The sequence below is a fragment of the Pseudomonas sp. KNUC1026 genome (assembly GCF_021650705.1).
In the GTDB taxonomy this organism is placed as follows: domain Bacteria; phylum Pseudomonadota; class Gammaproteobacteria; order Pseudomonadales; family Pseudomonadaceae; genus Aquipseudomonas.
Map to the genome: position 1 here is coordinate 4,916,913 of NZ_CP087138.1, position 22,261 is coordinate 4,939,173.

Sequence of the window (22,261 nt, forward strand, 5' to 3'; positions counted from 1 at the left end):
GGCATGAGCCAGCCTACCTTTACCCGCATCACTCCCAAGCCTCTGGCGCCGGTTTCAAAAACCGCGCATGGCCACGATCACAGCAACGACGACCACGGGCACGCTCATGGTGGCTGCTGTTCGCACGGTGATGCACCGGCCAAGATAGCGCTGGACGACAATGCCGGTGGCGCCCTGAGCCGTTTCCGTATCGAACAGATGGACTGCCCCACCGAGCAGACCCTGATCCAGCAAGCACTGGGCAAGCAGCCCGGCGTACACGCGCTTGAATTCAATTTGATCAACCGCACCCTGGCGGTGCGCCACTCCCTGGGCTCAGACGAACCGATCATCAAAGTGATCGCCAGCCTCGGCATGAGCGCGCAGCCGCTTGAAAGCGATGTAGCACCTGCACCAGAGCCTGCCCGTAAACCCTGGTGGCCACTGGCACTCAGCGGGGCTGCCGCCTTGGCGGCGGAGCTCACCCATTTGCTGGTGCCTGGTGTGCCATGGCTGCCAGCCGTATTGGCAGCGCTGGCGATCGCCGGCTGCGGCCTGGGCACCTGGCGCAAAGGCTGGATCGCGCTCAAGCATCGCAACCTGAACATCAACGCGCTGATGAGCATCGCCGTGACCGGCGCGCTGCTGATCGGGCAGTGGCCGGAAGCGGCCATGGTGATGTTCCTGTTCACCGTGGCCGAACTGATCGAAGCGCGTTCCCTGGCCCGCGCCCGCAACGCCATCGGGCAGTTGCTGCAATTGGCCCCTGCCACTGCGACCCTGCGCCAGCCCGATGGCAGTTGGCAGGAAGTGGCAGCCGCCAGCGTAACGCTCGGCGCAACCTTGCGCGTACGCCCCGGCGAGCGGCTGGCGCTCGATGGTGAGGTCACCAGCGGCCATTCGAGCATCGACCAAGCGCCTATCACCGGTGAAAGCCTGCCGGTGGAGAAGAACCCTGGCGACCGGGTGTTCGCCGGCACCATCAACCAGGCCGGCAGCCTGGAGTTCCGGGTGACAGCGCTGGCCAAGGATTCGACCTTGAGCCGCATCATCCACGCGGTGGAACAGGCCCAGGGCGCGCGGGCACCGACCCAGCGCTTTGTGGATAACTTTTCGCGCTTCTACACACCGGCGGTGTTTGGCCTGGCCTTGCTGATCGCCGTGCTGCCGCCGCTGGTGATGGGGGGTGGCTGGTTCGACTGGCTGTACCGCGCGCTGGTGCTGCTGGTGGTGGCCTGCCCTTGCGCGCTGGTGATTTCGACCCCGGTGAGCATTGTCAGCGCGCTGGCGGCTGCGGCTCGCCACGGCATCCTGATCAAGGGGGGCGTGTACCTGGAGAACGGCCATCGGCTATCGGTGCTGGCGCTGGACAAGACCGGCACGCTCACCCACGGCAAGCCGGTGCAGACCGACTGGATGCCGCTGATCGATACCCTGCCGGCCGAGCGCCTGCGACAACTGGCGGCGAGCCTTGCGGCGCGCTCCGATCACCCGGTGTCACAAGCCCTGGCGCATGATGCATCACCGCTTCCGGTGGAGCGTTTCGAGGCATTGCCCGGCCGTGGCGTGCGTGCTGAGCACGATGGCGTTCTCTACAACCTTGGCAACCATCGGCTGGTCGAGGAATTGGGCGTCTGTTCGCCCGCGCTCGAGGCGCACCTCGAGCGCTTCGAAACCCAGGGCAAAACGGTCGTGGTGCTGTGCGGGCCAGAAGGGCCGATGGCGCTGTTCGCGGTGGCCGATACGCTGCGCCAGACCAGCCGAGAGGCGATCGAGCAGTTGCATACCCTGGGCGTGCGCACCCTGATGCTCACCGGCGACAACCGCCACACCGCCCAGGCCATCGCCCGCGAAGCGGGGATCGATGAGGCGCGGGGCGACCTGTTGCCAGAGGACAAACTGGCCGTGATCGAATCGCTGGTTGCCGAAGGCCGCACTGTCGGCATGGTCGGCGACGGCATCAACGACGCCCCGGCACTGGCCCGCGCCGACCTGGGCTTTGCCATGGGCGCGGCGGGCACTGATTCGGCCATCGAAACCGCCGACGTGGCGCTGATGGACGATGACCTGCGCAAGATCCCGAGCTTCATCCAGCTCTCGCGCCGCACCCGCGCCGTGCTGATCCAGAACATCGCTTTGGCGCTGGTGGTCAAGGCGCTGTTCCTGGCGGTTGCGGTGGCCGGCTACGCCACCCTGTGGATGGCCGTGTTCGCCGACATGGGCGTGAGCCTGCTGGTGGTGTTCAACGGCCTTCGCCTGGCTCGGCGCTGAGGCGTTCGGCCAGCTGCTCCAGCGTTTGCTGGCGCTCGGGCTGATCGGGACGGGCGCCGGGGTTGAGCGTCGACCACTGCGGATGCGCCCGCGCGCGGTTGAGCTCGGCCGGCAGCTTGCCCTGGCGCCAGCGGTCGTCATCAGGGCTGCTCACTGCCACGGCAGTGAGCGCAGCGTGGCCGCGGGCATCGAGCGCCAGCAACAGCTGCCGCTGGCGCAGCGCAAGCAGCCGCAGCACGGCATCGTCCACGGTCAATTCCCGCTCGCCCTTGAGCTTGCCCAGCAGGCGGCCGCCATAACCCCGCGCGGTCTGCAGCGCGCCGCCTGCAATGGCACCGGCCAGTGCCGCCAGGCCCAATGTCAGGCCGCCCACCATCAAATCGACCCCAGCGCCCGCTGCTGCTCCAGCCGCCATGCCGCTACCCACGCGCACGCCCAGCAGGCGTAGGGTTTCGGGGTTGAACAGGTCGTCGCCCCAGCGGCCATCGAGCAAGGGAAGGTCCGACGCCTGGGCATCGCCCGAGCGAAACCGGTAAAGCTTGAGCAGCGCTTCAACGCAGGCTTGCTCGCGTTGCCGCACCGCCTGGCGCAGGGCGCCAGTGGCCTGATCCTGCGCCTGTTCGCTCACGCCTCTGCGGCAGGCAGCACAGTCGATCAGCAAGGCGGCAATCAGCTGGTGAGCACTGGTAAGGCGCATTCGGCGTTGTGCTTTATGGTCGTCGGCCAGCCGCTTCAAGGTGTGGCGCGCAGGCTCCAGCAATAGCGCGAGGCTTTCGTAGAGGCGCTGCTCGCCGTCTTGCGGCGGCGCAACGCTGTCGAAACGCACCCGCGCGTGCAACCCCAGCCGCGCCAGCGCCTCTTGCCATTGTTCTTCACGATGGCTGCCACTGGCGACGAAGTTGAGCACCGGCAGCAGTGGCTTGCCACAGCTGGCGAGCACTTCCAGTTCATCGCGGTACTTGGCCAGCACCGGCTCGCGAGCGTCGATCACATAGAGCCCGGCATCGGAGGCGCGCAGTTGGCGCAACACCTTGGCTTCCTGTTCGAAACGCTGGCGCGCTTCACCGCCTTGCAGGAAGCGCTCGACCCGCGCCGGGCCATCCAGGCGTTCACCGGGGCCGTCGAGGCGGTCGAAGAAATCGAGCAGGGCAATGGCGTCTTCCAAGCCCGGGGTGTCGTACAGCTCCACCAGTGCTTCGCCATCCACCGACAGGCGCGCGCCCTCCACGTGGCGTGTGGTGCTGGGCCGGTGCGACACCTCGCCGAAGCCGACATCGCGGGTGAGGGTGCGCAGCAGGGAGGTCTTGCCGACATTGGTGTGGCCGACTACGGCCAGCTTCAGTGCATCAGCCATGATCGGCCTCCATCCATTGGACGTTGGCCTGTTCCAGGCCCGCCTGGGCAAGTGCCGTTTCCCAGTCGGCCAGCCGCTCGGCGTTCAGGGCCTGGCCCGCTGGCGCCGGCAGTAGCCAGACACGCGCCTGGGTGGCGCAGCGGGCCAGCTCGCCCAGCAGCGCCAGCGTGCCGCGGTCGGGGAGCGGCGCGGGTCGCAGGCGATCAGCAAGCGCTGCGGCGGGTGTTGGGTGAACTGTTCGAGCAAGCGTTTGCGCGAGGCGCGGTCATCGAGGATCCCGGCATTGTGGGCATCACCGGGCAGCTGAGGTGGCCACGGATGTTCGCCATCCAGTTCGATCGCCACGGCCACGGTGCCATTTCCGGCACCATAGGGTTTGGGCAAGAGGGCGGGCGCTGCAGGTGCGGGAGCAGGATCGCTCACGCCGAGGGCTTCGCTGGTAGGCATCAGCCGCTCGGCCAGGGCTTGTGCCAGGGGGCTCGCCGTATCGACGGCCAGCCGCGGTTTGCCTTGGCGCCACAGGCCCCAGCACAGCAGAGCCAACAGTGCCCGGGGCAGCACGCCGTAGCAGAACAGCACGCCCAGCAGCCAGGTTGCCCATGGCTGGCCCGCGCCTGCAATCGCGCTCTGGCCGCTGGCACGCACGGCCTCGGCATCGGGCACTTTGAAACCGAGCGCAGCCGGGAACGCGCCCAGTGCCTGCGTGAGGTTCACGAAGGTGTCGCTGCCCAGCAGGGTGGTTTCCCAGACGAAGCCATAGCGGCGGGTGGCGAGCATCAGGGCCAAGGTCAGAAATGCACTCCCCGCACACAGCAGCCACAGGCTATTGGCGGCCGTTCCTAGCAGCCAGCGCGTGAGGTTGCGCCGTTGCAGCAACAGCATCAGCGCAGGAATCAGGTGCGCGGCCTGGGCGTCCCTGGCGCATTTTTCGCTGAGCCACAGCCAGGCGCGGCCCAGGGTGCCGGCCTGGCGTTGGCCGGCCAGCAGGGCGCCCAGCCAGAGGGCGAGCATAAGCAGGTTCAGGCCCAACAGGCTGCCCACTGCCCAGAACACGTTCACCGGCCGCGTGCCGTCACCCAAGGCGGCAGCAGCCATGCCAGCACCGCTGAGCACGGCCAGCACTGCCATCAGCAGCAGCGCCAGGTTTGCACCGTGCCGCCACCGGCGCAGCGCGGCGCTCAGCCCATGGCGTTCGGCCAGATGCAGGGCGCGGCCTTGCAGGCGTGTTTCGAGGCTCCCGCCTTGCTGGCGCGCGACGCGCACGGCCTCGGCATCGTCCAGGGGGCCGGCGTGGGTTTCTCGCCAATGAATGGCTTCGGTCAACCAGAGGCGTTGCAGTTCAGTCACAGCGTCTTCCATCGAGGGCGGCCGGGGCAGCATAACCTGCGCCAGGCCGGCTCTGTTATGCTCCGGCCATGAACAAGTCACTTCCCCTGAGCCTGATCGCCGCCCATGCCGAAAACGGCGTGATCGGCATCGACAACAGCATGCCCTGGCACCTGCCGGGCGATTTCAAATACTTCAAGGCCACCACCCTGGGCAAGCCCATCATCATGGGCCGCAAAACCTGGGACTCGCTCGGCAGGCCTTTGCCAGGGCGGCTCAACCTCGTCGTCAGCCGCCAGCCCGGCCTGGCGCTTGATGGCGCAGAGGTGTTCGGCAGCCTGCCAGCGGCTATCGAGCGGGCCGAGGCCTGGGCACGCGAGCAGGGTGCTGGCGAGGTCATGCTGATCGGTGGCGCGCAGCTGTATGCGCTGGGCCTGCCGCAGGCCGACCGCCTTTATCTCACCCGCGTAGAGCTCAACCCTGAAGGTGATGCCTGGTTCCCGGCGTTCGACCGCGCCGCCTGGCAGAAAGTGCAAGATACGCCCAACCCTGCTGAGGGCGGCAAGCCGGCCTATCACTTCGAGGTCTGGGAGCGGGCCTGATAGCCTGCTGCTACCTCACAGGGTTGTCAGTTTCGCGCCTGGGCCTGGCGTTTTAGCGTGTAGCAGAGCTGTCCTCTACCCTCTGCACAGGCCTGCGCTCATGTCCCGCTTCGATCTGGTTCCTTTCGATATCACCACTCCCAAGGCCAAGCCGGGCACTGATACGGCCTGGACCGTCCCCGGCACGCGCGTCGAGGACGTCAAGGAGTTCGCGAGCTGCAAGGCCGACCATGCCTGGCTTTGGGCGCCCACCAGTGGGGCCACTACCCAGAGCGTTCACCGCACGCGATGTGAGCTCAAGGGCGGCCCTTTCGATGTGGCCGGTGTGGCTGTCGAGCACAGCGTCTCGATTACGGCTCAGGTGCTCAGGGTGAACTGGGCCGGCAAGTTCGTCCTGATTCAGGCGCATTGCCACGATGGCAACGACCCTACCTTCAAAGGCTTCATCGACAGCCGCGACGGCGGCCTCACCGCCAGCTTCAAGGTGGGGCTGCGCACCGGGGGCGAAGATGACCCACCTCAGAAGGTATTGTTCGACCGTATCGACCTGAAAGAGCGGTTCAGTGTTGGTGTGGCTTTATGGCCCGATGGGTGGATCGAGATTCGTTTTCAACAGGGCACTCGCACTGCCTTGCTGAAAGAGCAACTCTCCAGCGCTCGTGCCAAACGCCCTCATGTGTTTCATGCCGGCATCTATAACCAGGTCGACAAGGGCCATGCGAGCGAGCCTGCCGGCGACGGCACCGAGCTGCGATTATTCGAAGTGCTGGAGGCGCACAGGCCGCTGAATTTCCTGGTGCTGACCAAGCTGATCGACCGCGCTGCCGTGTTGGGCAATGCGGCTGACCGGGCCAAGGAGCTGCAGCGCATCACCGACCTCATAGACGAATTCGCCAAACCCTTGTTGAGCAATGAGGAGCGTTCGTTGCTCTACGAGCGTATCAAGGCACTGAAGCAACCCCAGCCTGGCGGGCGATCGCTTTCGCTGGCGTGGTGGCAAGTCGTGATCGCCTGGATCGTGCGATGGTGGAAGTCGCTCCTGAAATAACGGCTTCTTGCGGATCTGCTAGCGTGCTCCGATTACCCATCGGAGCGATGCCCATGAAGCCGTTGTTCAAGCCCCTCGTCATTGCCGCCTGCCTCGCGCTGGCTGCCACCGCGCAAGCTGCCACCGAGCTCAAGCATTGGCCTGCCGAAGCGGCCAGGCAGCTCGACGCCATGATTGCCGCCAACGCCAACAAGGGCAATTACGCGGTGTTCGACATGGATAACACCAGCTACCGCTACGACCTCGAAGAGTCCTTGCTGCCTTACCTGGAAAACAAAGGCGTGCTGACGCGTGAGGATCTGGACTCGTCTTTGAAATTGATCCCCTTCAAGGACGTCGACGGCCACAAGGAAAGCCTGTTCAGCTACTACTACCGGCTTTGCGAAATCGACGACATGGTTTGCTATCCCTGGGTGGCACAGGTGTTCTCGGGCCTGACCCTCGAACAACTCAAGGGCTACGTGGATGAGCTGATGGCCTCCGGCAAACCGGTGCCGGTCAGCTATTTCGAGGGCGGCAAGGTGGTCAACAGCGAAGTGCAGCCGCCGAAGGTATTCACCGGCCAGGCCGAGCTTTACAACAAGCTGATGGAAAACGGCATAGAGGTGTACGTGGTGACTGCCGCCCATGAAGAGCTGGTGCGCATGGTGGCTGCCGATCCGAAGTACGGCTACAACGTGAAACCGCAGAATGTGATCGGTGTGACCACCCTGCTCAAGGACCCCAAGACCGGCGAATTGACCACGGCCCGGAAGCAGATTGCTGCCGGCCACTATGATCCCAAGGCCAACATGGGCCTGGTGGTGACGCCTTACCTGTGGACCCCCGCCACCTGGATGGCAGGCAAACAGGCGGCCATCCTGACGTACATCGACCAGTGGAAAAAACCGGTGCTGGTGGGCGGCGATACACCGAGCAGTGATGGCTATATGTTGTTTCACGGTGTCGATACCGCCAAAGGCGGCATTCACCTGTGGATCAACCGCAAGGCCAAGTACATGGACCAGCTCGATGCGATGATCAAAAAGAACGCTGAGGCGCAGAAGGCCGAGGGTTTGCAGGTGACCGCAGACAAGCAGTGGGTGGTGGTCAAGCCTGAAGAGATTCAGTAAGGCGGGGCACGGGGGCCTGGCTGGCCCCCGTGTGGTGGAGCATCAACCGTCGAGCAGGGCTTTGTCGCGGACAGCGCCTTTATCGGCGCTGGTGGCCAGCAAGGCATAAGCCTTGAGGGCGGTTGTCACGCGGCGAGCGCGAGGCTCGGCGGGCTTCCAGCCTTTTGCGTCCTGTTCAGCGCGGCGGGCGGCGAGCTCTGCGTCGTCCACCAGAAGGTTGATGCCACGGTTGGGGATGTCGATCAGGATCTTGTCGCCGTCACGCACCAGACCGATGGCGCCACCGGCAGCGGCTTCAGGCGAAGCATGGCCGATGGACAGCCCCGAGGTGCCGCCGGAGAAGCGGCCATCGGTGAGCAGGGCACACGCCTTGCCCAAGCCTTTGGACTTCAGGTACGAGGTGGGGTAGAGCATCTCCTGCATGCCCGGGCCGCCTTTGGGCCCTTCGTAGCGGATGATGACCACGTCGCCTTCCTTCACCTGGTCGGCGAGGATGCCACGTACAGCGCCGTCCTGGCTCTCGAACACCTTGGCGGTGCCTTCGAACACGTGGATCGACTCGTCGACGCCGGCGGTTTTCACCACGCAACCGTCCTGGGCGATGTTGCCGTAGAGCACGGCCAGGCCACCTTCCTTGGAGTAAGCATTCTCGTAGCTGCGGATGCAGCCTTCGGCACGGTCGTCGTCCAGGCTGTCCCAGCGGGTGGCCTGGCTGAAGGCGGTCTGGGTGGGGATGCCGGCCGGGCCTGCCTTGTAGAAGTCCAGTACGTCGGGGTTCTGGGTGACCTTGATGTCCCACTCGGCGATGCCCGCAGCCATGGTTGGCGAGTGCACGGTAGACACGTCGGTGTGCAGCAACCCGCCACGGGCCAACTCACCGAGGATGCCGAAGATACCGCCAGCGCGGTGTACATCCTCCATGTGGTACTTGGGCGTGTTGGGCGCCACTTTGCACAACTGCGGCACAGTGCGGCTGAGGCGGTCGATGTCGCGCAGGTCGAACGGCACTTCGCCTTCCTGGGCTGCAGCCAGCAGGTGCAGGATAGTGTTGGTCGAGCCGCCCATGGCGATGTCCATGGTCATGGCGTTCTCGAACGCCTTGAAGTTGGCGATGTTGCGCGGCAGCACCGACTCGTCGTTGTCGTGGTAGTAGCGCTTGCACAGCTCGACGATGGTGCGGCCAGCCTTGAGGAACAGCTTTTCGCGGTCGGCGTGGGTCGCCAGGATCGAGCCGTTGCCAGGCAGCGACAGGCCCATGGCTTCGGTCAGGCAGTTCATCGAATTGGCGGTGAACATGCCGGAGCAGGAGCCGCAGGTGGGGCAGGCGCTGCGCTCGTATTCGGCGACCTTTTCATCGGAGGCGCTGGAGTCGGCGGCGATGACCATGGCGTCGACCAGGTCCAGGCCATGGCTGGCCAGCTTGGTTTTGCCGGCCTCCATCGGGCCGCCCGACACGAACACCACCGGGATGTTCAGGCGCAGCGCGGCCATCAGCATGCCGGGGGTGATCTTGTCGCAGTTGGAGATGCACACGATGGCATCGGCGCAGTGGGCGTTGACCATGTACTCAACCGAGTCGGCGATGATCTCGCGGCTCGGCAGCGAATACAGCATGCCGTCGTGGCCCATGGCGATGCCGTCGTCTACGGCGATGGTGTTGAATTCCTTGGCCACGCCACCGGCGCGCTCCACTTCACGAGCGACCAGTTGGCCAAGGTCCTTGAGGTGGACGTGGCCAGGGACGAACTGGGTGAAGGAGTTGGCGATGGCGATGATCGGCTTCTTGAAGTCGTCGTCTTTCATGCCGGTGGCGCGCCACAGGGCACGGGCGCCGGCCATGTTGCGGCCGTGGGTGGATGTTTTCGAGCGATAGTCGGGCATGAAGCACTCCGGACGGCTAATCAGGTTTGAGTGAGAGAGAGCTTTCCTGGCCTGGGCAGAGTTGGCAGATAGCCAGCCGCCTGGGTGGGGCCGAAGCGTTGCGGGATCGCCGCGTACCTGGGCCGAGCTCATAAACCCGCCGGGGGGTGAATGGCGATGAATGCCTCGATTCTACACCGCCGGCCCGTGGAATGAACGCCCTTGTATCAAAGCTTGACGGCGTCGCGATCACTGGCCTGATGTTCGGTCACCGATGCCAGCAGCAACGCTGCGACCAGCGTGGCCGCGATGAACAGCACCAGCACACCGACACGCACATCGGCCTCGATCTGCAACGCTGCCAGGCTCAACAGGCCGGCGCAGGCAAATGTGAGGCTGTTGCCCAGTGCCTGGGCCGCGCCCCGATCGCTGGCGAGCTCCAGCGCCTGGCTGCACGCGGTGGCCCGTACCAGGCTGGTGCCGACCGTGCAGGCCAGCAATGGTGCCAGGAACCAGGCCAGGCTGGCCTCGCGCAACGATAGCGCCAACGCGGCGGAGGCCATCGCCACCAGCCCGAGCCCGATGCGTATGGGGTTGTTACCGCTGAGCATCTGGCCCAGCACGCTGGCGATGGCCTCGCTGGCCAGTAGCGCCATGCCATAGCCGAGCAGGGCGAAACTGACCTGAGAGGGCGGCAATGCGTACACCAGAGTGCCCACGACCGGGATGGCCAACAACGAGGTGAACTGGCAGGCAAACGCGAGCCCCGCCAGCACCGAATAGCCGGCGACACCAGGTTGTGCAAGCTCGTGGCGAAAGCTGGCCGGCGCCGGCTGTGGGGCGCTGTGGGTGTCTTCGAGTACCCCGATCATGAGGCCCACCGCGAACAGCACGAGGAACTCGTACGCCAGGAACACCGCTTGCCACCCGTAATGCGCCTGCAGCCACGCGCCAGCCAAGGGCGCGACCGCGATCAGCAACGCTGCCAGCAGCGCCAATGCAGCAAGCAGGCGCCTGCCGCGCTCGCCCCTGCCGCTGAGCAGGTGATGCACCAGCACCAGCGTGCCGCAACCCAGCCCCTGCACCGCACGCAGGATGAGCATGGCCCAGCCCTGCTCGACCAGCACGATGCAAGCGGCCGCGACACCCGACAATGCGAGCCCCGCGACCAGGACCGCCTTGCGGCCCCAGCGCTGCACCAGCTTGCCGATCCACGGTTGCGCAGCGGCGATCCCCAGCGCGTACAGGCTGGCCGAAAGTGCGGCATCAGGCAGGGCCAGGCCGAAGTGGCTGGCGATTGCGGGCAGCGCAGGCAGGATGAGGTCGACCGGCAGGGCACCCAGAACGATGAGCGTGAGGATCAGGAATAGCGTGGCGTTGCGGTTGTGGGGTTTCATCGGCACGGTACGGCTGGCAGAGAAAGACGCAGGATAGAGAACCGCTTTGGGCCTGCGCTAGCAGCCAATTCCCACGGGTCTGTAGGAAACTTTACCAAAAAAGCCTCACCGGAATGGGGCCGCCGATCAGCCTGGCGGCCCCTGGCTGTCAGCTGTTGGGCAGCACGCGGAAGGTCATGCTCTTGATGTAGCGGGTTTCGCCGATGGCCGGGTGTACCGGATGGTCCGGCCCCTGATTGCCGCGCTCGAGCAACTGCACGTTGCGGTCCAGATGGCGAGCGCTGGTGAGCACGATGTTCTGCAGGTCGTCCTCGGGCAGGTGCATCGAGCATGAAGCACTGACCAGAATGCCGTCGCGCGCCAGCAGGCGCATGGCCTGCTCGTTCAGGCGGCGATAGGCACCTTCGCCGTTTTTCAGATCCTTTTGCGTTTGATGAAGGCAGGTGGGTCGGCGATGATCACGTCGAACCGCTCCTCGGCGGCCTTGAGCTCGCGCAACGCTTCGAACACGTCGCCTTCCACGCAGGTGAGCTTGTCGGCAATGCCGTTGAGGGCGGCGTTACGCTCGACGCCGTCCAGGGCGAACGCCGAGGCGTCGACGCAGAATACTTCGCTGGCGCCGAATGCGCCGGCCTGCACGCCCCAGCCGCCGATGTAGCTGAACAGGTCGAGCACGCGCTTGCCTTTGACGTAGGGCGCCAGGCGCGCGCGGTTCATGCGGTGGTCGTAGAACCAGCCGGTCTTCTGCCCCTGCATCACTGGTGCTTCGAACTTCACGCCGTTCTCTTCGAGCGGCACCCACTCCGGCACCACGCCGAACACCGTCTCGACATAACGCTCGAGGCCTTCGGCGTCGCGTGCGGACGAGTCGTTCTTGAACAGAATGCCGCGCGGCTGAAGCACCTGCACCAGAGCCGCTTGAACGTCATCCTTGTGCGCTTCCATGGTGGCTGAGGCCAGCTGCACCACCAGGTAATCGCCGAAACGGTCGACCACCAGGCCCGGCAGCAGATCGGAGTCGCCATACACCAGGCGGTAGAACGGCTTGTCGAAGAGGCGGTCGCGCAGTGACAGGCACACATTCAGCCGATGCACGAGCAGGGATTTGTCCAGCGCAAGCTTCGGATCGCGCGACAGCATCCGCGCGCAGATCAGGTTGTTGGGGCTCACCCCCACGATGCCCAGCGGCTTGCCGTTGGCGGCCTCGAGCACTGCCTGGTCACCCGCCTGGAAGCGATTGAGCGGGGTAGCGGCCACGTCGACCTCGTTGCTGTACACCCACAGGTGCCCGGCGCGCAGGCGGCGGTCGGCGTTGGCTTTGAGGCGAAGGCTGGGGAGAGGCATCGGGAAAGCATCCGGGTAAAAGGCACGGAGTATATAGCCAATCGATGCGGCAGGGATAACTTTGCTCAACCTTCGCTGCTTGCTCGTCATCCGTCGAGAGGTGGATTGCCTGCACACACGTATTTGCCAAGCTCTGCTCTGAAAATGTTGTTGCGCCACTTGGAGTTTGTTTTTTAAGTGCTTAAATCAATAAAGTACATAACACTGGGTAGGAGGTTGTATGAGCATTGTAGAGCAGCGGTTGAAAGTACGGTCATCCTTGGAAGAGGTTGACCGGAAGATACAGAATTTGGTCGCTGATAATATTATCAGCGCGAAAGAGATATACGACTTCAGGAAGGCTGCAGATATACCTGCTGACCATCTGCGTGGTAGCGCTGTCGAGAAGTATGTTGAGAAGCTGCAATCTCTGAGCGATGAAATCTGCTCGGTCATAAAGAGTATGGACGATGTTTTTAACAAGCTGGCGCCTGATGAAAAGGGCGCTCTCGAAGTGTTGGTGCAATATCAGTTGGCTCAGACGGTGCTTATGTATAACTTCTGCCTCGGCAAGGTTCTATCCGATAACGTTTGGCGCACGCAGTATCAGGCATTCAAGGCGAAGTATGAAAGTGATGAAGGATAATCAGGAAAAACTTGGATGTTGCCCGGCACAGGTAGTGTAGAGGTACTGTTTCTTGTGCGTGGGTGGCGCTCTGCATTATGTGGACAGATGGGCCTGCACGATCGTGGCCTGGGAGAGTAGAATGGCTCCTCCATGGGAGCCCCATCATGTCGTTAGAGTTGTCCCCCGAGCAGATCGAACAGGCGTTGCAAGGCATTAGCGTGCCGCCGCAACCGCAGATTCTCGTCGATCTGCAGATGGAGCAGTACATGCCCGACCCCGACCTGAACGCGATCGCCCGGCTGATCGCGCAGGACCCGGGCCTCTCCGGCGCCTTGCTCAAAGTCATCAATTCGCCCCACTACGGGCTCACCAACCGCATTGCCTCGATCCAGAAGGCAGTGAACCTGCTGGGCAGCCGGTCGGTTATCAACCTCATCAACGCTCAGTCGATCAAGGGCGAGATGAGCGACGAGACCATCGTCACCCTCAATCGCTTCTGGGACACCGCCCAGGACGTGGCCAACTGCTGCGCCACGCTCGCCAAGCGCCTGGGTTCGCAGGCGTCGGATGAGGCCTACGCGCTGGGGTTGTTTCACGATTGCGGCGTGCCGTTGATGCTCAAGCGCTTTCCCGACTACATGCAGGTGCTCGAGCAGGCCTATGCCAATGCAGGCCCCGAGACTCGAATAGTCGATAGCGAAAACGACGCGCTCAATACCAACCATGCGGTGGTGGGCTATTACACCGCGCGCTCCTGGCGCCTGCCGGAGAACGTTTGCGCGGCCATCGCCAACCATCACAATGCGCTGGCGGTGTTCACCGACGATTCCCCTCGACAGGCACCACTGAAGAACCTGCTGTCGATCCTGAAGATGGCCGAGCACATCAGTGCCTCCTACCAGGTGATCGGCGGGCAGAGCGTGGACCATGAGTGGGAAGCGATCGGTGCGCTGGTGCTGGACTATGTGGGGTTGTCCGAGTACGACTTCGATAACCTGATGGTGAACATTCGCGAGCTGGGTAGCCACTGACATGCCTGAGTTGCCAGAGGTCGAAACCACGCGCCGCGGCATCGCCCCACACCTGCAAGGCCAACGTGTCACCCGCGTGATCGTGCGCGACCGTCGCCTGCGCTGGCCTATTCCGGAAGATCTCGACGCGCGGCTTTCAGGCCAGCGCATCGTCGAGGTGCAGCGGCGTGCCAAATACCTGCTGATCAATGCCGAAGTCGGTACGTTGATCTGCCATCTGGGCATGTCCGGCAACCTGCGCCTGGTGCCGGCTGACCAGCCGCCGCTCAAGCACGAGCACGTGGACATCGAGCTGGAGTCGGGCATGGCCCTGCGCTACACCGACCCGCGGCGTTTCGGGGCGATGCTGTGGAGCACCGACCCCCATGCGCACGACCTGCTCAAGAGCCTGGGCCCTGAGCCACTGACCGACCTGTTCGACGGTGAGCGGTTGTACGCGTTGTCCCGGGGGAGGGTGATGGCGATCAAGCCATTCATCATGGATAACGCCGTGGTGGTGGGCGTGGGCAACATCTACGCCACCGAGGCATTGTTCGCCGCCGGCATCGATCCGCGCCGGGAGGCCGGTGGCGTTTCCCGTGCGCGCTATTTGCGCCTGGCGCTGGAGATCAAGCGCATCCTGGCCAACGCCATCGAGCGGGGTGGCACTACATTGCGCGATTTCATCGGCGGCGATGGCCAGCCGGGGTACTTCCAGCAAGAGCTGTTCGCCTACGGCCGCGGCGGCGAACCGTGCAAGGTGTGTGGGCGAGCGCTGCGTGAGGTGCGGCTGGGCCAGCGCGCGAGCGTGTTCTGCGGCACGTGCCAAAAATGAATACATACAGGCTACGCACCGAGCACTGACAAACCCAACGCCGCTGATATAGTGAGGTGTATTTCCACCATGCGCCCGCGCTGCAGAAGGACCGTGCCATGAAGCCGTTTCGCGTGTTATCCCTTTCGCTCGTTTTGGCCATGGCCGCCCAGGCCATGCCCGCGTCGGCCGAGCTCAGTGGTGAATCCAGCACAACAGGGGATGCGACGTATCAGATTCAGAACCCGCCGGCGTACGCCATGATCGGCGACCTGCTCGTCGCCCGGCCCTTGCTGATCGCGGCGACAGTGGTGGGGGCAGGGCTGTTCGTGGTTGCACTACCGTTCACTGCCGCGGGCGGCAATGTCGGTGCGTCAGGCAGGGCATTGGTGGTGGAGCCTGGCAAAGCGGCCTTCGTGCGCTGCCTGGGTTGCACCGAAAGCGGCTATAACCGCCAGCGCTGAGCCTCAGGCGCCTTTGCCGGTGATGCGGCGATATTTTTCCAGCAGCTGCTCTTCGGTTTCCGGGTGGGCTTCATCCAGGGGAATGCAGTCTACCGGGCAGACCTGCTGGCATTGCGGCTCGTCGTAGTGGCCTACGCATTGGGTACACAGGTTCGGGTCGATCACGTAGATCTCTTCGCCCTGAGAAATAGCAGCGTTCGGGCACTCGGGTTCGCAGACGTCGCAGTTGATGCAATCGTCGGTGATGATCAGGGACATTGAGACTCCGGCCCAGGCTTGCGCACACGGGCATAGGCAAAACGGACAGGCGCCATTTTGCCCCATTGTGGCGTGCGATGCACGCCTGTGGCTCAGGTGGGGAAGCGCGCCTTGAGTGCCTCGGCTACCGCAGGGTGCACGAACTTGGAGATATCACCGCCCAAAGCCGCGATTTCTCGCACCAGGGTCGAGGATATGAACGAGTAGCGCTCCGAAGGGGTCAGGAACAAGCTCTCGACGTCCGGTGCCAGCTGGCGGTTCATGTTTGCCAGCTGAAATTCATATTCGAAGTCAGAAACTGCCCGCAACCCGCGCAGCAATACGTTGGCGCCCTGCTCCTTCGCGAACTGGGCCAGCAGGCTCGAAAACCCCATCACCTCCACGTTGGGCAGGTGACTGGTTACTTCGCGCGCCAGCTCCACCCTTTGCTCCAGAGGAAACAGCGGGTTTTTCTTGGGGCTTGCCGCCACCGCGATTACCACGTTGTCGAACAGGCGCGAGGCACGCTCGACCAGATCGCCGTGGCCCCGGGTAATCGGGTCGAAGGTGCCTGGGTACAACACTCGGTTCATCGCGGTGTCCTGGTCGAGGCCGGTTGAGGTGTCGCATGGTAGCGTAGCAACCGGCACCGGCCAAGCATGCCTGCCAATCGCGGCTTTTGCATCGGCCGCTTCGCTGGCTAAGATAGGCGCCCTCAACAGACAGGTAGTTCTACTGCATGAAGACCCCTGAACGCATCGTCCAGGCCAGCCTGGAGCTGTTCAACCAGCAGGGCGAGCGTAGTGTCAGCACCAACCACATCGCCGCGCACCTGGAGATATCTCCAGGCAACCTTTACTACCACTTCGCCAACAAGCAGGCGATCGTGGCGGTATTGTTCGAGCGCTACCAGGCGGCGGTCAGGAAGGCCATGCAATTGCCGGAGGGGCGCGCGCCCGGTATTGGCGACCTGAGCGAATACCTGACCAGCTTGCTGGAGCTGCTGTGGCAATACCGGTTCTTCTACCGGGACCTTGAGCACTTGCTCGCCAGCGACGAGGTGCTTGCCGGCCGCTATCGCGTGTTCTCCCGCCAATGCGTGGCGCAGGGAGGCAAACTGGTGGCTGCCTTCAACGAAGCGGGAGTCGTGGTGCTGAGCGAGCGCCAGGCCGAGGCGCTTACGCTCAACCTGTGGATCGTGCTGACTGCCTGGGTGCGTTACCGCTGCACGAGTGGCCCGCAACCGGCCCCGGAGCGTGACGTGATCCGCCGCGGTTGCTACCAGGTGCTGTCGCTGATTCATGGCCTGGTTCAGCCCGCCTGGCGAGGGGGTGTCGAAAGTCTGATGGACGAGTTCTTCACACCGCTCATGATGGGAGATGAACAAGGACTCGGCTAAGCGGAACTTGTACCGCCGCCGCCGATCAACCCAGCATCTGCCGGAACCTATATCACCATGCCCATCGCGCAACTGATTACACCTCAAGCCCTGGCGCCGCGCCTGAGCGAGCGCAACCTGGTCGTGCTCGACTGCCGCTTTTCCCTGGAAGACGCCGACTATGGCCGGCGCAGCTACAACGAGGGGCACCTGGAAGGAGCCCATTTCGCCGACCTGGAGCGTGACCTGTCGAGCAAGGTGGTCAAGGGCGTGACCGGCAGGCATCCGCTGCCTACGCCCGGGCACCTGCTCGAGCGATTGCAAGCGTTCGGGGTGAATGCCGACAGCCAGGTGGTGCTTTACGACGATGGCAACGGTGCTTACGCCGCTCGCGCATGGTGGCTACTGGCCTGGTTGGGCAAACGCAGTGGCGTCTATCTGCTCGACGGGGGTATCAAGGCCTGGCACGAAGCACGTCTGCCGCTGAGTCTGGATCCGCCCCGAAAGGGCCATGGGCATTTTTCGGGCAAGCCTGACGCCAGCATGGTGGTAACTGCACAGCAGTTGCACGACCGCTTGGGGCAGGAGCGCCTGACCTTGCTGGATGCACGGGCTGAGGCGCGCTTTCGCGGGGAGGTTGAGCCTATCGACCCGGTCGCGGGGCACATTCCTGGCGCCCAGTGCCTGGTGTTCACCGGCAATCTAGATGAGCAGGGCCGCTTTCTCGCTCCTGAGAAGCTTCATAAACGCTTTGCAGCGGCTATCGGCAAGCGGCCACCGGAGCAACTGGTAGCCTATTGCGGATCAGGTGTAACCGCTTGCCATAATCTGTTCTCCATGTGCCTGGCGGGCTACCCGCTCGGCAAGCTCTACGCCGGCTCCTGGAGCGAATGGATCACCGACCCGCAGCGGCCTCAGGCCACAGGCGCCTGAGCCATCAGCCACTGCGGAATGCGCCGCTCCAGGTAATACCCTGGAGCACGCAGGCTGCCTTCGACGAAGCCGACATGCCCACCGCAGGCGTGGCGTTCGAAGGTGGTGCAGGGCGACAGTTCACTGGCCTCTGGCAGGCTGTGGCGAAACACGAAAGGGTCGTCTTCGGCCTGGATCAACAGCGTCGGTGTGGTGATGCCGCCCAGGTAATAGCGGCTTGACGCCTGTCTGTAGTAATCCTGAGCGCTTTCAAAGCCGTGCAGCGGCGCGGTTACGCGGCCATCGAACTGCCAGAAATCACGAATTCCCTCGAGCGTGCCCAAGGCTCGCAGGCTGGCCAGCGCATCCAGGCGGCCCTCTTGCTGAAAGCGCGCCTGCTTGAGCTGCAGATAGCCGAGCATCTCGCGCATGAAGTGGCGTTGATAAATGCGTGAAAACCCCAATGCTATGCGGTCGGCGCACTGATCGAGGCGGTAAGGCACCGACACCGCGACGGCTGCCTGAAGCTGGGATTTGTCCCCTGTTTCTCCCAGGTACTTGAGCAGGATGTTGCCCCCAGCGAATAACCCACGGCATAGAGCGGCGCCATGGGCCTGTGCGCGGCGAGCAATGAAACGATTTCGGCCAGGTCTTCACTCGCGCCAGAGTGATAACTGCGCGCCAGCAAGTTGGGCTCACCCGAGCAGCCTCGCCAATTGATCGCCGCGCTGGCCCAGCCCTGAGCGCCCAAGGTGCGCTGCAAGCCCGCGACGTAAGGCGAGTTGGAAGAGCCCGTGAGGCCATGCAGCACTAGCACAAGCGGCGTACGGGCTTCGTGGGGGCCATGCCAGTCGATGTCGATGAAGTCGCCATCGGCAAGCCATAAACGCTCGCGTTGCCGATCGAGCGGCGGCATCTTGCGCCACAACGGCCCCCAAAGCGTTTGCAAGTGCGGGTTGCCCAGCCCGAAGGCCGGGCTGAAAGAGGGGAGTGCTGCCATTGAATTCAGGCGTCGCGTTGCCAGAGGGCGTAATGCACCTGGCCGCTCTTCTTCTCCCGATGCAGCCGCCAGTTGCCAGGCAAGCCAAGCTGGGAGGGCGCCGCCTCGCTTTCGGTGTAAACCCACGCCCCCGTCGCGAGCCAGCCCTCACTTTCGAGCAGTTGGCAGGTGGGCTCCAGCAGGTTCTGGTGGAAGGGTGGGTCGAGAAACACCAGGTCGAAGGGGTGAGCCGGCTGGTTGGCAAGGTAGCGCAGCGCATCGGCATGCAGCAGTTGGCCACTGGAGCATTTGAGCAGGTCAAGGTTCTGCCGCAGGCTGGCGATGGCAGAAGTGTTGGCATCCAGTGCCAGAGCCATGGCCGCACCGCGTGAGAGTGCCTCGAGATACAGCGCACCGCTACCTGCGAAGGGGTCGAGCACCCGCGCGCCTTCTACATAGGGCGCCAGCCAGTTGAACAGGGTTTCGCGCACCCGGTCGGGAGTGGGGCGCAGGCCTGGCCCTTCCGGAAAGCTCAGGCGGCGGCTGCGCCACTGGCCGCCGATGATGCGCAGTTGGCCGGTGCCGCCGTGGGCCTTGGCCTTTTGAGGAATAGCCATCAGTGCTCCGGGACGCCCATGGGTTGTTCGGTCGGTTTGTCGGACGGTGCCGGCAGCGGTTGTTGCTCCACGGTCGGGCCTACACTCACCACCACCAGCTTGCCCGCATCCAGATGCTTGTTCATGGCATCACGCACCTGCTCGACGGTCAGCGCCTGGGACTGGCTCATGAAGTCTTCGAGAAAGCTCGGCGGCAGGTTGTAGAAGCCCATGGCGCCCAGCTGCCCGGCAATGGCTGCGTTGCTGGCATTGGTCAGCGGGTAGCTGCCGGCCAGCTCGCGCTTGGCATCGGCCAGCTCCTGCTCGGTGGGGCCGGTCTTCAGGTAGTCGCGCAGGATGTTCTGCACCAGCTCCAGAGTGCCCTGGCTCTGGTTGGCGCGGGTCTGCAGGCTGATGCTGAACGGGCCCTTGGCCTGCATGGCGGTGAAGCCGGCGTAGACACCGTAGGTCAGCCCGCGCTTTTCGCGCACCTCGCTCATCAGGCGGGTGCCGAAGGCGCCACCGCCCAGGATCTGCGCGCCCATGCTCAGGGCTGCGTAGTCAGGGTCATCGCGCTGGATGCCCAGCTCGCCCAGCAGCAGGTGGGTTTGCTTGGAGGGGAACTCGATGTGGGTCACCCCAGGTTTCGGCTCGGCCGGCTCAGGCATCAACGCAAGGGCTGGGCCCTTTGGCAACGCGCTGGAGACTTGCTCGGCGATGGCCTTGGCCTGTTCAAGCGTAAGGTCGCCGACCAGCGTGATGACGGTGTTACCCGCTGCATAGGCTCGCTTGTGGAACGCGCGCAACTGCTCCTGAGTGATGCCCTTCACGCTTTTTGCATCGCCTTCGCTGTTGTGCGCATAGGGGTGCTGGCCGTAGAGCTGTTCGGCGAAAGCGCTGCTGGCGAGATAGCCGGGGTTCTGTTTGCGAAACTCGAAGCTGGCCAGCAGTTGGTTCTTGATGCGCGCAAGGGAGTCGGCAGGGAAGGTCGGGTGGCCTACCACTTCGCTGAACAGTTGCACGGCGGGCTCGCGTTTGTCGCCGGCCGAGAGGCTGCGCAGGGTGGCTACTGCCATGTCCTTGTAGGAGCCGTTGCGGAAGTCGGCGCCCAGCCCTTCGAAGCCCTGGGCGATGGCCTCGACGTTCTTGCCCGCCACGCCTTCGTTGAGCATGGCGTTGGTCAGCAGGCCCAGGCCGGGCTGCTCGCCGTCCTGGCTGCTGCCGGCAGCGAAGGTCAGGCGCAGATCGAACATCGGCAGCTCGTGGGCTTCGACGAACATTACCCGGGCGCCGGTTTCGGTGGTCCAGCGCTGAACGTTCAACTCGCGGTGCACGGGTGCGGCCTGGCTGAGCTGGGCAACGCTTTCGAGGCCTTTTCGGGCGGGTGCGGGCTCATCGGCAAGTGCAGGCGCGCCGGTGGCCAGCAGGCAGGCGGCCAGCAGTGTCGAGAGGGCCAGTGGTCGGGTCATTGGGCGGCCTCCTGAGGCAATACGTGGGCTACCGTCAGGCGGTCACGGGTAAAGAAGGCGCGAGCGGCAGCCTGGACATCCTCGGGGGTGACCTTCTGCAGGTCGTCCACTTCGCTGTCGATCAGCTTCCAGGACAGGCCGACGGTTTCCAGCCGGCCAATGGCAATGGCCTGGCTGCTCACCGAGTCGCGCTGGAACACGATGCCGGCGATCAGTTGTGCGCGCACCCGCTCAAGCTCCTGCGCGGCAGGCGGCTTGGCCTTGAGTTCGTCGAGCTGTTGCCAGAGGCCTTTTTCGACGTCGGCGAGGGTCTTGTGCTTCTGCACATTCGGAGTGGCGCTGAGCGTGAAGAGACTGTCACCACGATTGAACGGGTCGTAGTTGGCTGAAACACCCGATACCAGTTCCTGACCGCGCTCCAGGCGCGAGGACAGCCGCGCGCTGTAGCCACCGTCGAGGAGTGCTTCGATCAGGCGCAGTGCGTTGGCGCTGCGCGGATCGCTGGCAGTGGCCAGGCCTGGCACGTTGAAGCCCATGATCAGGCTGGGGAGCTGAGTGCGTTCGTGCAGCGTAAGCAGGCGCTCGCCGGGCGTTGCCAGCTCCAGCGGCAGCTTGGCCGGCGGCGTATCGCGGCGCGGGATGCCGCCGAACCATTTTTCCGCCATGGCCTTGACCTCGTCGGGCTTCACGTCGCCGACGACCACCAGCGTGGCATTGTTGGGGGTGTACCAGCTCTGGTACCAGTGGCGCAGGTCGTCGATCGACATCCGATCGAGGTCGGCCATCCAGCCAATGGTAGGGGTGTGATAGCCGCTGGCCGGGTAGGCAGCAGCCTTGAACATCTCGAAGGCTTTCTGTGCGGGCTTGTCTTCGGTACGCAGGCGCCGCTCTTCCTTGATGACTTCGATCTCGCGCTTGAATTCATCGGCCGGGAGGGCGAGGGTGGCCATGCGGTCGGCCTCGAGCTCGAAGGCGACCGGCAGGCGGTCGCGGGCAAGCACCTGGTAATACGCGGTGTAGTCGTCGCTGGTGAAAGCGTTTTCCTCGGCGCCGAGGTCGCGCAGCACGCGCGAGGCTTCGCCCGCGCCCAATTTGCTGCTGCCTTTGAACATCATGTGTTCCAGCGCGTGCGACAAGCCCGTTTGGCCCGGGGTTTCATAGCTGGAGCCGACCTTGTACCAGACTTGCGAAACGGCGATTGGCGCGCGGTGGTCTTCGCGCACCACGACCTTGAGGCCGTTGGCGAGGGTGAATTCGGTGGTGGGTTGGGGCTCTGCGGCAAAGGCCGCCAGGGGCAGGCAAACCGCGCCGGCGAGCAGGCCTGCGAGGCGGCGTGCTAATGCGTTCATGGGGAATCCAAACCTGTCGAGGGGCCTAACCGGGCTTAGCGCGGCAGGGCGATGAGGTGCTAGGATACTGCTTCCGCCGCGCCTGCGTCAGCGGATATCCCGCCAATCACCTGAACAAAACGTTACTCGTGAACGTGCCGGGTAAAACGCAGT

Annotated in this window: 18 protein-coding genes and 3 pseudogenes; 10 read left to right on the forward strand and 11 right to left on the reverse strand. The window is 64.1% G+C overall.

Annotated features, from left to right (window positions below):
- Positions 1-3 precede the first annotated feature (3 nt).
- Positions 4-2,250 (forward strand): heavy metal translocating P-type ATPase, encoded by a 2,247-nt coding sequence (locus LN139_RS23155; RefSeq protein WP_236357292.1) that lies wholly within the window; start codon positions 4-6, stop codon positions 2,248-2,250.
- On the opposite strand, the gene LN139_RS23160 is transcribed toward LN139_RS23155, so the two are convergent.
- Both LN139_RS23160 and LN139_RS23165 read right to left on the reverse strand, forming a co-directional pair.
- A complete protein-coding gene (locus LN139_RS23160) occupies positions 2,222-3,604 on the reverse strand; it encodes a DUF3482 domain-containing protein (protein WP_236357294.1) in 1,383 nt (460 codons plus the stop codon). The genes LN139_RS23155 and LN139_RS23160 overlap by 29 nt on opposite strands.
- Positions 3,597-4,963, reverse strand: a pseudogene (locus LN139_RS23165) (DUF2868 domain-containing protein). The gene LN139_RS23160 and the pseudogene LN139_RS23165 overlap by 8 nt, the downstream one beginning before the upstream one ends.
- A gap of 56 nt (positions 4,964-5,019) precedes the next feature.
- On the opposite strand from LN139_RS23165, the gene LN139_RS23170 reads away from it, so the two are divergent.
- The 3 genes from LN139_RS23170 (at position 5,020) to LN139_RS23180 (ending at position 7,692) form a co-directional block, all read left to right on the forward strand.
- Positions 5,020-5,532, forward strand: a complete 513-nt coding sequence (locus LN139_RS23170) for a dihydrofolate reductase (RefSeq protein WP_236357296.1) — start codon at positions 5,020-5,022, stop codon at positions 5,530-5,532.
- A 100-nt stretch (positions 5,533-5,632) separates the two neighbouring features.
- Positions 5,633-6,580 (forward strand): polysaccharide lyase family 7 protein, encoded by a 948-nt coding sequence (locus tag LN139_RS23175; protein ID WP_236357298.1) that lies wholly within the window; start codon positions 5,633-5,635, stop codon positions 6,578-6,580.
- A gap of 53 nt (positions 6,581-6,633) precedes the next feature.
- Positions 6,634-7,692 (forward strand): haloacid dehalogenase-like hydrolase, encoded by a 1,059-nt coding sequence (locus LN139_RS23180; RefSeq protein ID WP_236357300.1) that lies wholly within the window; start codon positions 6,634-6,636, stop codon positions 7,690-7,692.
- Positions 7,693-7,734: 42 nt separating this feature from the next.
- Here the strand turns inward: LN139_RS23180 and ilvD are convergent, their stop codons facing one another.
- The 3 genes and pseudogenes from ilvD to LN139_RS23195 all read right to left on the reverse strand — a co-directional run bounded on the left by ilvD (position 7,735) and on the right by LN139_RS23195 (position 12,293).
- A complete protein-coding gene (ilvD, locus tag LN139_RS23185; RefSeq protein WP_236357302.1) occupies positions 7,735-9,573 on the reverse strand; it encodes a dihydroxy-acid dehydratase in 1,839 nt (612 codons plus the stop codon).
- Positions 9,574-9,779: 206 nt separating this feature from the next.
- Positions 9,780-10,949 carry an MFS transporter gene (locus LN139_RS23190; RefSeq protein WP_236357304.1) on the reverse strand — a complete coding sequence of 390 codons (1,170 nt, stop codon included), beginning with the start codon at positions 10,947-10,949 and terminating at the stop codon, positions 9,780-9,782.
- Between the two features lie 148 nt (positions 10,950-11,097).
- Positions 11,098-12,293 (reverse strand): annotated as a pseudogene (locus LN139_RS23195) (class I SAM-dependent rRNA methyltransferase).
- A 220-nt stretch (positions 12,294-12,513) separates the two neighbouring features.
- Here LN139_RS23195 and LN139_RS23200 point away from each other — a divergent pair.
- From LN139_RS23200 to LN139_RS23215, 4 genes are all read left to right on the forward strand, one after another.
- The gene (locus LN139_RS23200) at positions 12,514-12,918 is read left to right on the forward strand and encodes a hypothetical protein (RefSeq protein WP_236357306.1); all 405 of its coding nucleotides are present in this window, start codon (positions 12,514-12,516) and stop codon (positions 12,916-12,918) included.
- Positions 12,919-13,118: 200 nt separating this feature from the next.
- On the forward strand, positions 13,119-13,931 hold the full coding sequence (locus LN139_RS23205) for an HDOD domain-containing protein (RefSeq protein WP_236360584.1): 813 nt from the start codon (positions 13,119-13,121) through the stop codon (positions 13,929-13,931).
- Between the two features lies 1 nt (position 13,932).
- Entirely contained in the window at positions 13,933-14,745 is an 813-nt protein-coding gene (mutM, locus tag LN139_RS23210; RefSeq protein ID WP_236357308.1) for a bifunctional DNA-formamidopyrimidine glycosylase/DNA-(apurinic or apyrimidinic site) lyase, read from the forward strand.
- A gap of 98 nt (positions 14,746-14,843) precedes the next feature.
- Positions 14,844-15,188: a multidrug transporter gene (locus LN139_RS23215; protein WP_236357310.1), complete on the forward strand. Its 345-nt coding sequence runs from the start codon at positions 14,844-14,846 to the stop codon at positions 15,186-15,188.
- A gap of 3 nt (positions 15,189-15,191) precedes the next feature.
- On the opposite strand, the gene LN139_RS23220 is transcribed toward LN139_RS23215, so the two are convergent.
- The gene (locus LN139_RS23220) at positions 15,192-15,446 is read right to left on the reverse strand and encodes a YfhL family 4Fe-4S dicluster ferredoxin (RefSeq protein ID WP_236357312.1); all 255 of its coding nucleotides are present in this window, start codon (positions 15,444-15,446) and stop codon (positions 15,192-15,194) included.
- A 92-nt stretch (positions 15,447-15,538) separates the two neighbouring features.
- Positions 15,539-16,018, reverse strand: coding sequence for a pantetheine-phosphate adenylyltransferase (gene coaD / locus LN139_RS23225; protein ID WP_236357314.1), 480 nt, complete (start codon positions 16,016-16,018; stop codon positions 15,539-15,541).
- Positions 16,019-16,164: 146 nt separating this feature from the next.
- Between coaD and LN139_RS23230 the strand changes: the two genes are divergently transcribed.
- Positions 16,165-16,824 carry a TetR/AcrR family transcriptional regulator gene (locus LN139_RS23230; protein ID WP_236357316.1) on the forward strand — a complete coding sequence of 220 codons (660 nt, stop codon included), beginning with the start codon at positions 16,165-16,167 and terminating at the stop codon, positions 16,822-16,824.
- A gap of 57 nt (positions 16,825-16,881) precedes the next feature.
- Complete coding sequence (locus LN139_RS23235; RefSeq protein ID WP_236357318.1) at positions 16,882-17,736, forward strand: sulfurtransferase; 855 nt, start codon at positions 16,882-16,884, stop codon at positions 17,734-17,736.
- Here the strand turns inward: LN139_RS23235 and LN139_RS25950 are convergent.
- The 4 genes and pseudogenes from LN139_RS25950 to LN139_RS23260 all read right to left on the reverse strand — a co-directional run bounded on the left by LN139_RS25950 (position 17,718) and on the right by LN139_RS23260 (position 22,108).
- Positions 17,718-18,631: pseudogene (locus tag LN139_RS25950) on the reverse strand (YheT family hydrolase). The gene LN139_RS23235 and the pseudogene LN139_RS25950 sit on opposite strands and share 19 nt — an antisense overlap.
- Before the next feature lie 89 nt (positions 18,632-18,720).
- The gene (gene rsmD / locus LN139_RS23250) at positions 18,721-19,311 is read right to left on the reverse strand and encodes a 16S rRNA (guanine(966)-N(2))-methyltransferase RsmD (protein WP_236357322.1); all 591 of its coding nucleotides are present in this window, start codon (positions 19,309-19,311) and stop codon (positions 18,721-18,723) included.
- Positions 19,311-20,759 (reverse strand): M16 family metallopeptidase, encoded by a 1,449-nt coding sequence (locus LN139_RS23255; RefSeq protein ID WP_236357324.1) that lies wholly within the window; start codon positions 20,757-20,759, stop codon positions 19,311-19,313. Before LN139_RS23255 ends, rsmD begins: the two co-directional genes overlap by 1 nt.
- Positions 20,756-22,108, reverse strand: a complete 1,353-nt coding sequence (locus LN139_RS23260; RefSeq protein ID WP_236357327.1) for a M16 family metallopeptidase — start codon at positions 22,106-22,108, stop codon at positions 20,756-20,758. Before LN139_RS23260 ends, LN139_RS23255 begins: the two co-directional genes overlap by 4 nt.
- Positions 22,109-22,261 lie beyond the last annotated feature (153 nt).

Excerpts from the sequence above, each read along its gene's own strand:
- LN139_RS23155 (WP_236357292.1), top strand. The coding sequence starts at position 4 with ATGAGCCAGCCTACCTTTACCCGCATCACTCCCAAGCCTCTGGCGCCG.
- LN139_RS23160 (WP_236357294.1), bottom strand. The coding sequence starts at position 3,604 with ATGGCTGATGCACTGAAGCTGGCCGTAGTCGGCCACACCAATGTCGGC.
- LN139_RS23170 (WP_236357296.1), top strand. The coding sequence starts at position 5,020 with ATGAACAAGTCACTTCCCCTGAGCCTGATCGCCGCCCATGCCGAAAAC.
- LN139_RS23175 (WP_236357298.1), top strand. The coding sequence starts at position 5,633 with ATGTCCCGCTTCGATCTGGTTCCTTTCGATATCACCACTCCCAAGGCC.
- LN139_RS23180 (WP_236357300.1), top strand. The coding sequence starts at position 6,634 with ATGAAGCCGTTGTTCAAGCCCCTCGTCATTGCCGCCTGCCTCGCGCTG.
- ilvD (WP_236357302.1), bottom strand. The coding sequence starts at position 9,573 with ATGCCCGACTATCGCTCGAAAACATCCACCCACGGCCGCAACATGGCC.
- LN139_RS23190 (WP_236357304.1), bottom strand. The coding sequence starts at position 10,949 with ATGAAACCCCACAACCGCAACGCCACGCTATTCCTGATCCTCACGCTC.
- LN139_RS23200 (WP_236357306.1), top strand. The coding sequence starts at position 12,514 with ATGAGCATTGTAGAGCAGCGGTTGAAAGTACGGTCATCCTTGGAAGAG.
- mutM (WP_236357308.1), top strand. The coding sequence starts at position 13,933 with ATGCCTGAGTTGCCAGAGGTCGAAACCACGCGCCGCGGCATCGCCCCA.
- LN139_RS23215 (WP_236357310.1), top strand. The coding sequence starts at position 14,844 with ATGAAGCCGTTTCGCGTGTTATCCCTTTCGCTCGTTTTGGCCATGGCC.
- LN139_RS23220 (WP_236357312.1), bottom strand. The coding sequence starts at position 15,446 with ATGTCCCTGATCATCACCGACGATTGCATCAACTGCGACGTCTGCGAA.
- coaD (WP_236357314.1), bottom strand. The coding sequence starts at position 16,018 with ATGAACCGAGTGTTGTACCCAGGCACCTTCGACCCGATTACCCGGGGC.
- LN139_RS23230 (WP_236357316.1), top strand. The coding sequence starts at position 16,165 with ATGAAGACCCCTGAACGCATCGTCCAGGCCAGCCTGGAGCTGTTCAAC.
- LN139_RS23235 (WP_236357318.1), top strand. The coding sequence starts at position 16,882 with ATGCCCATCGCGCAACTGATTACACCTCAAGCCCTGGCGCCGCGCCTG.
- rsmD (WP_236357322.1), bottom strand. The coding sequence starts at position 19,311 with ATGGCTATTCCTCAAAAGGCCAAGGCCCACGGCGGCACCGGCCAACTG.
- LN139_RS23255 (WP_236357324.1), bottom strand. The coding sequence starts at position 20,759 with ATGACCCGACCACTGGCCCTCTCGACACTGCTGGCCGCCTGCCTGCTG.
- LN139_RS23260 (WP_236357327.1), bottom strand. The coding sequence starts at position 22,108 with ATGAACGCATTAGCACGCCGCCTCGCAGGCCTGCTCGCCGGCGCGGTT.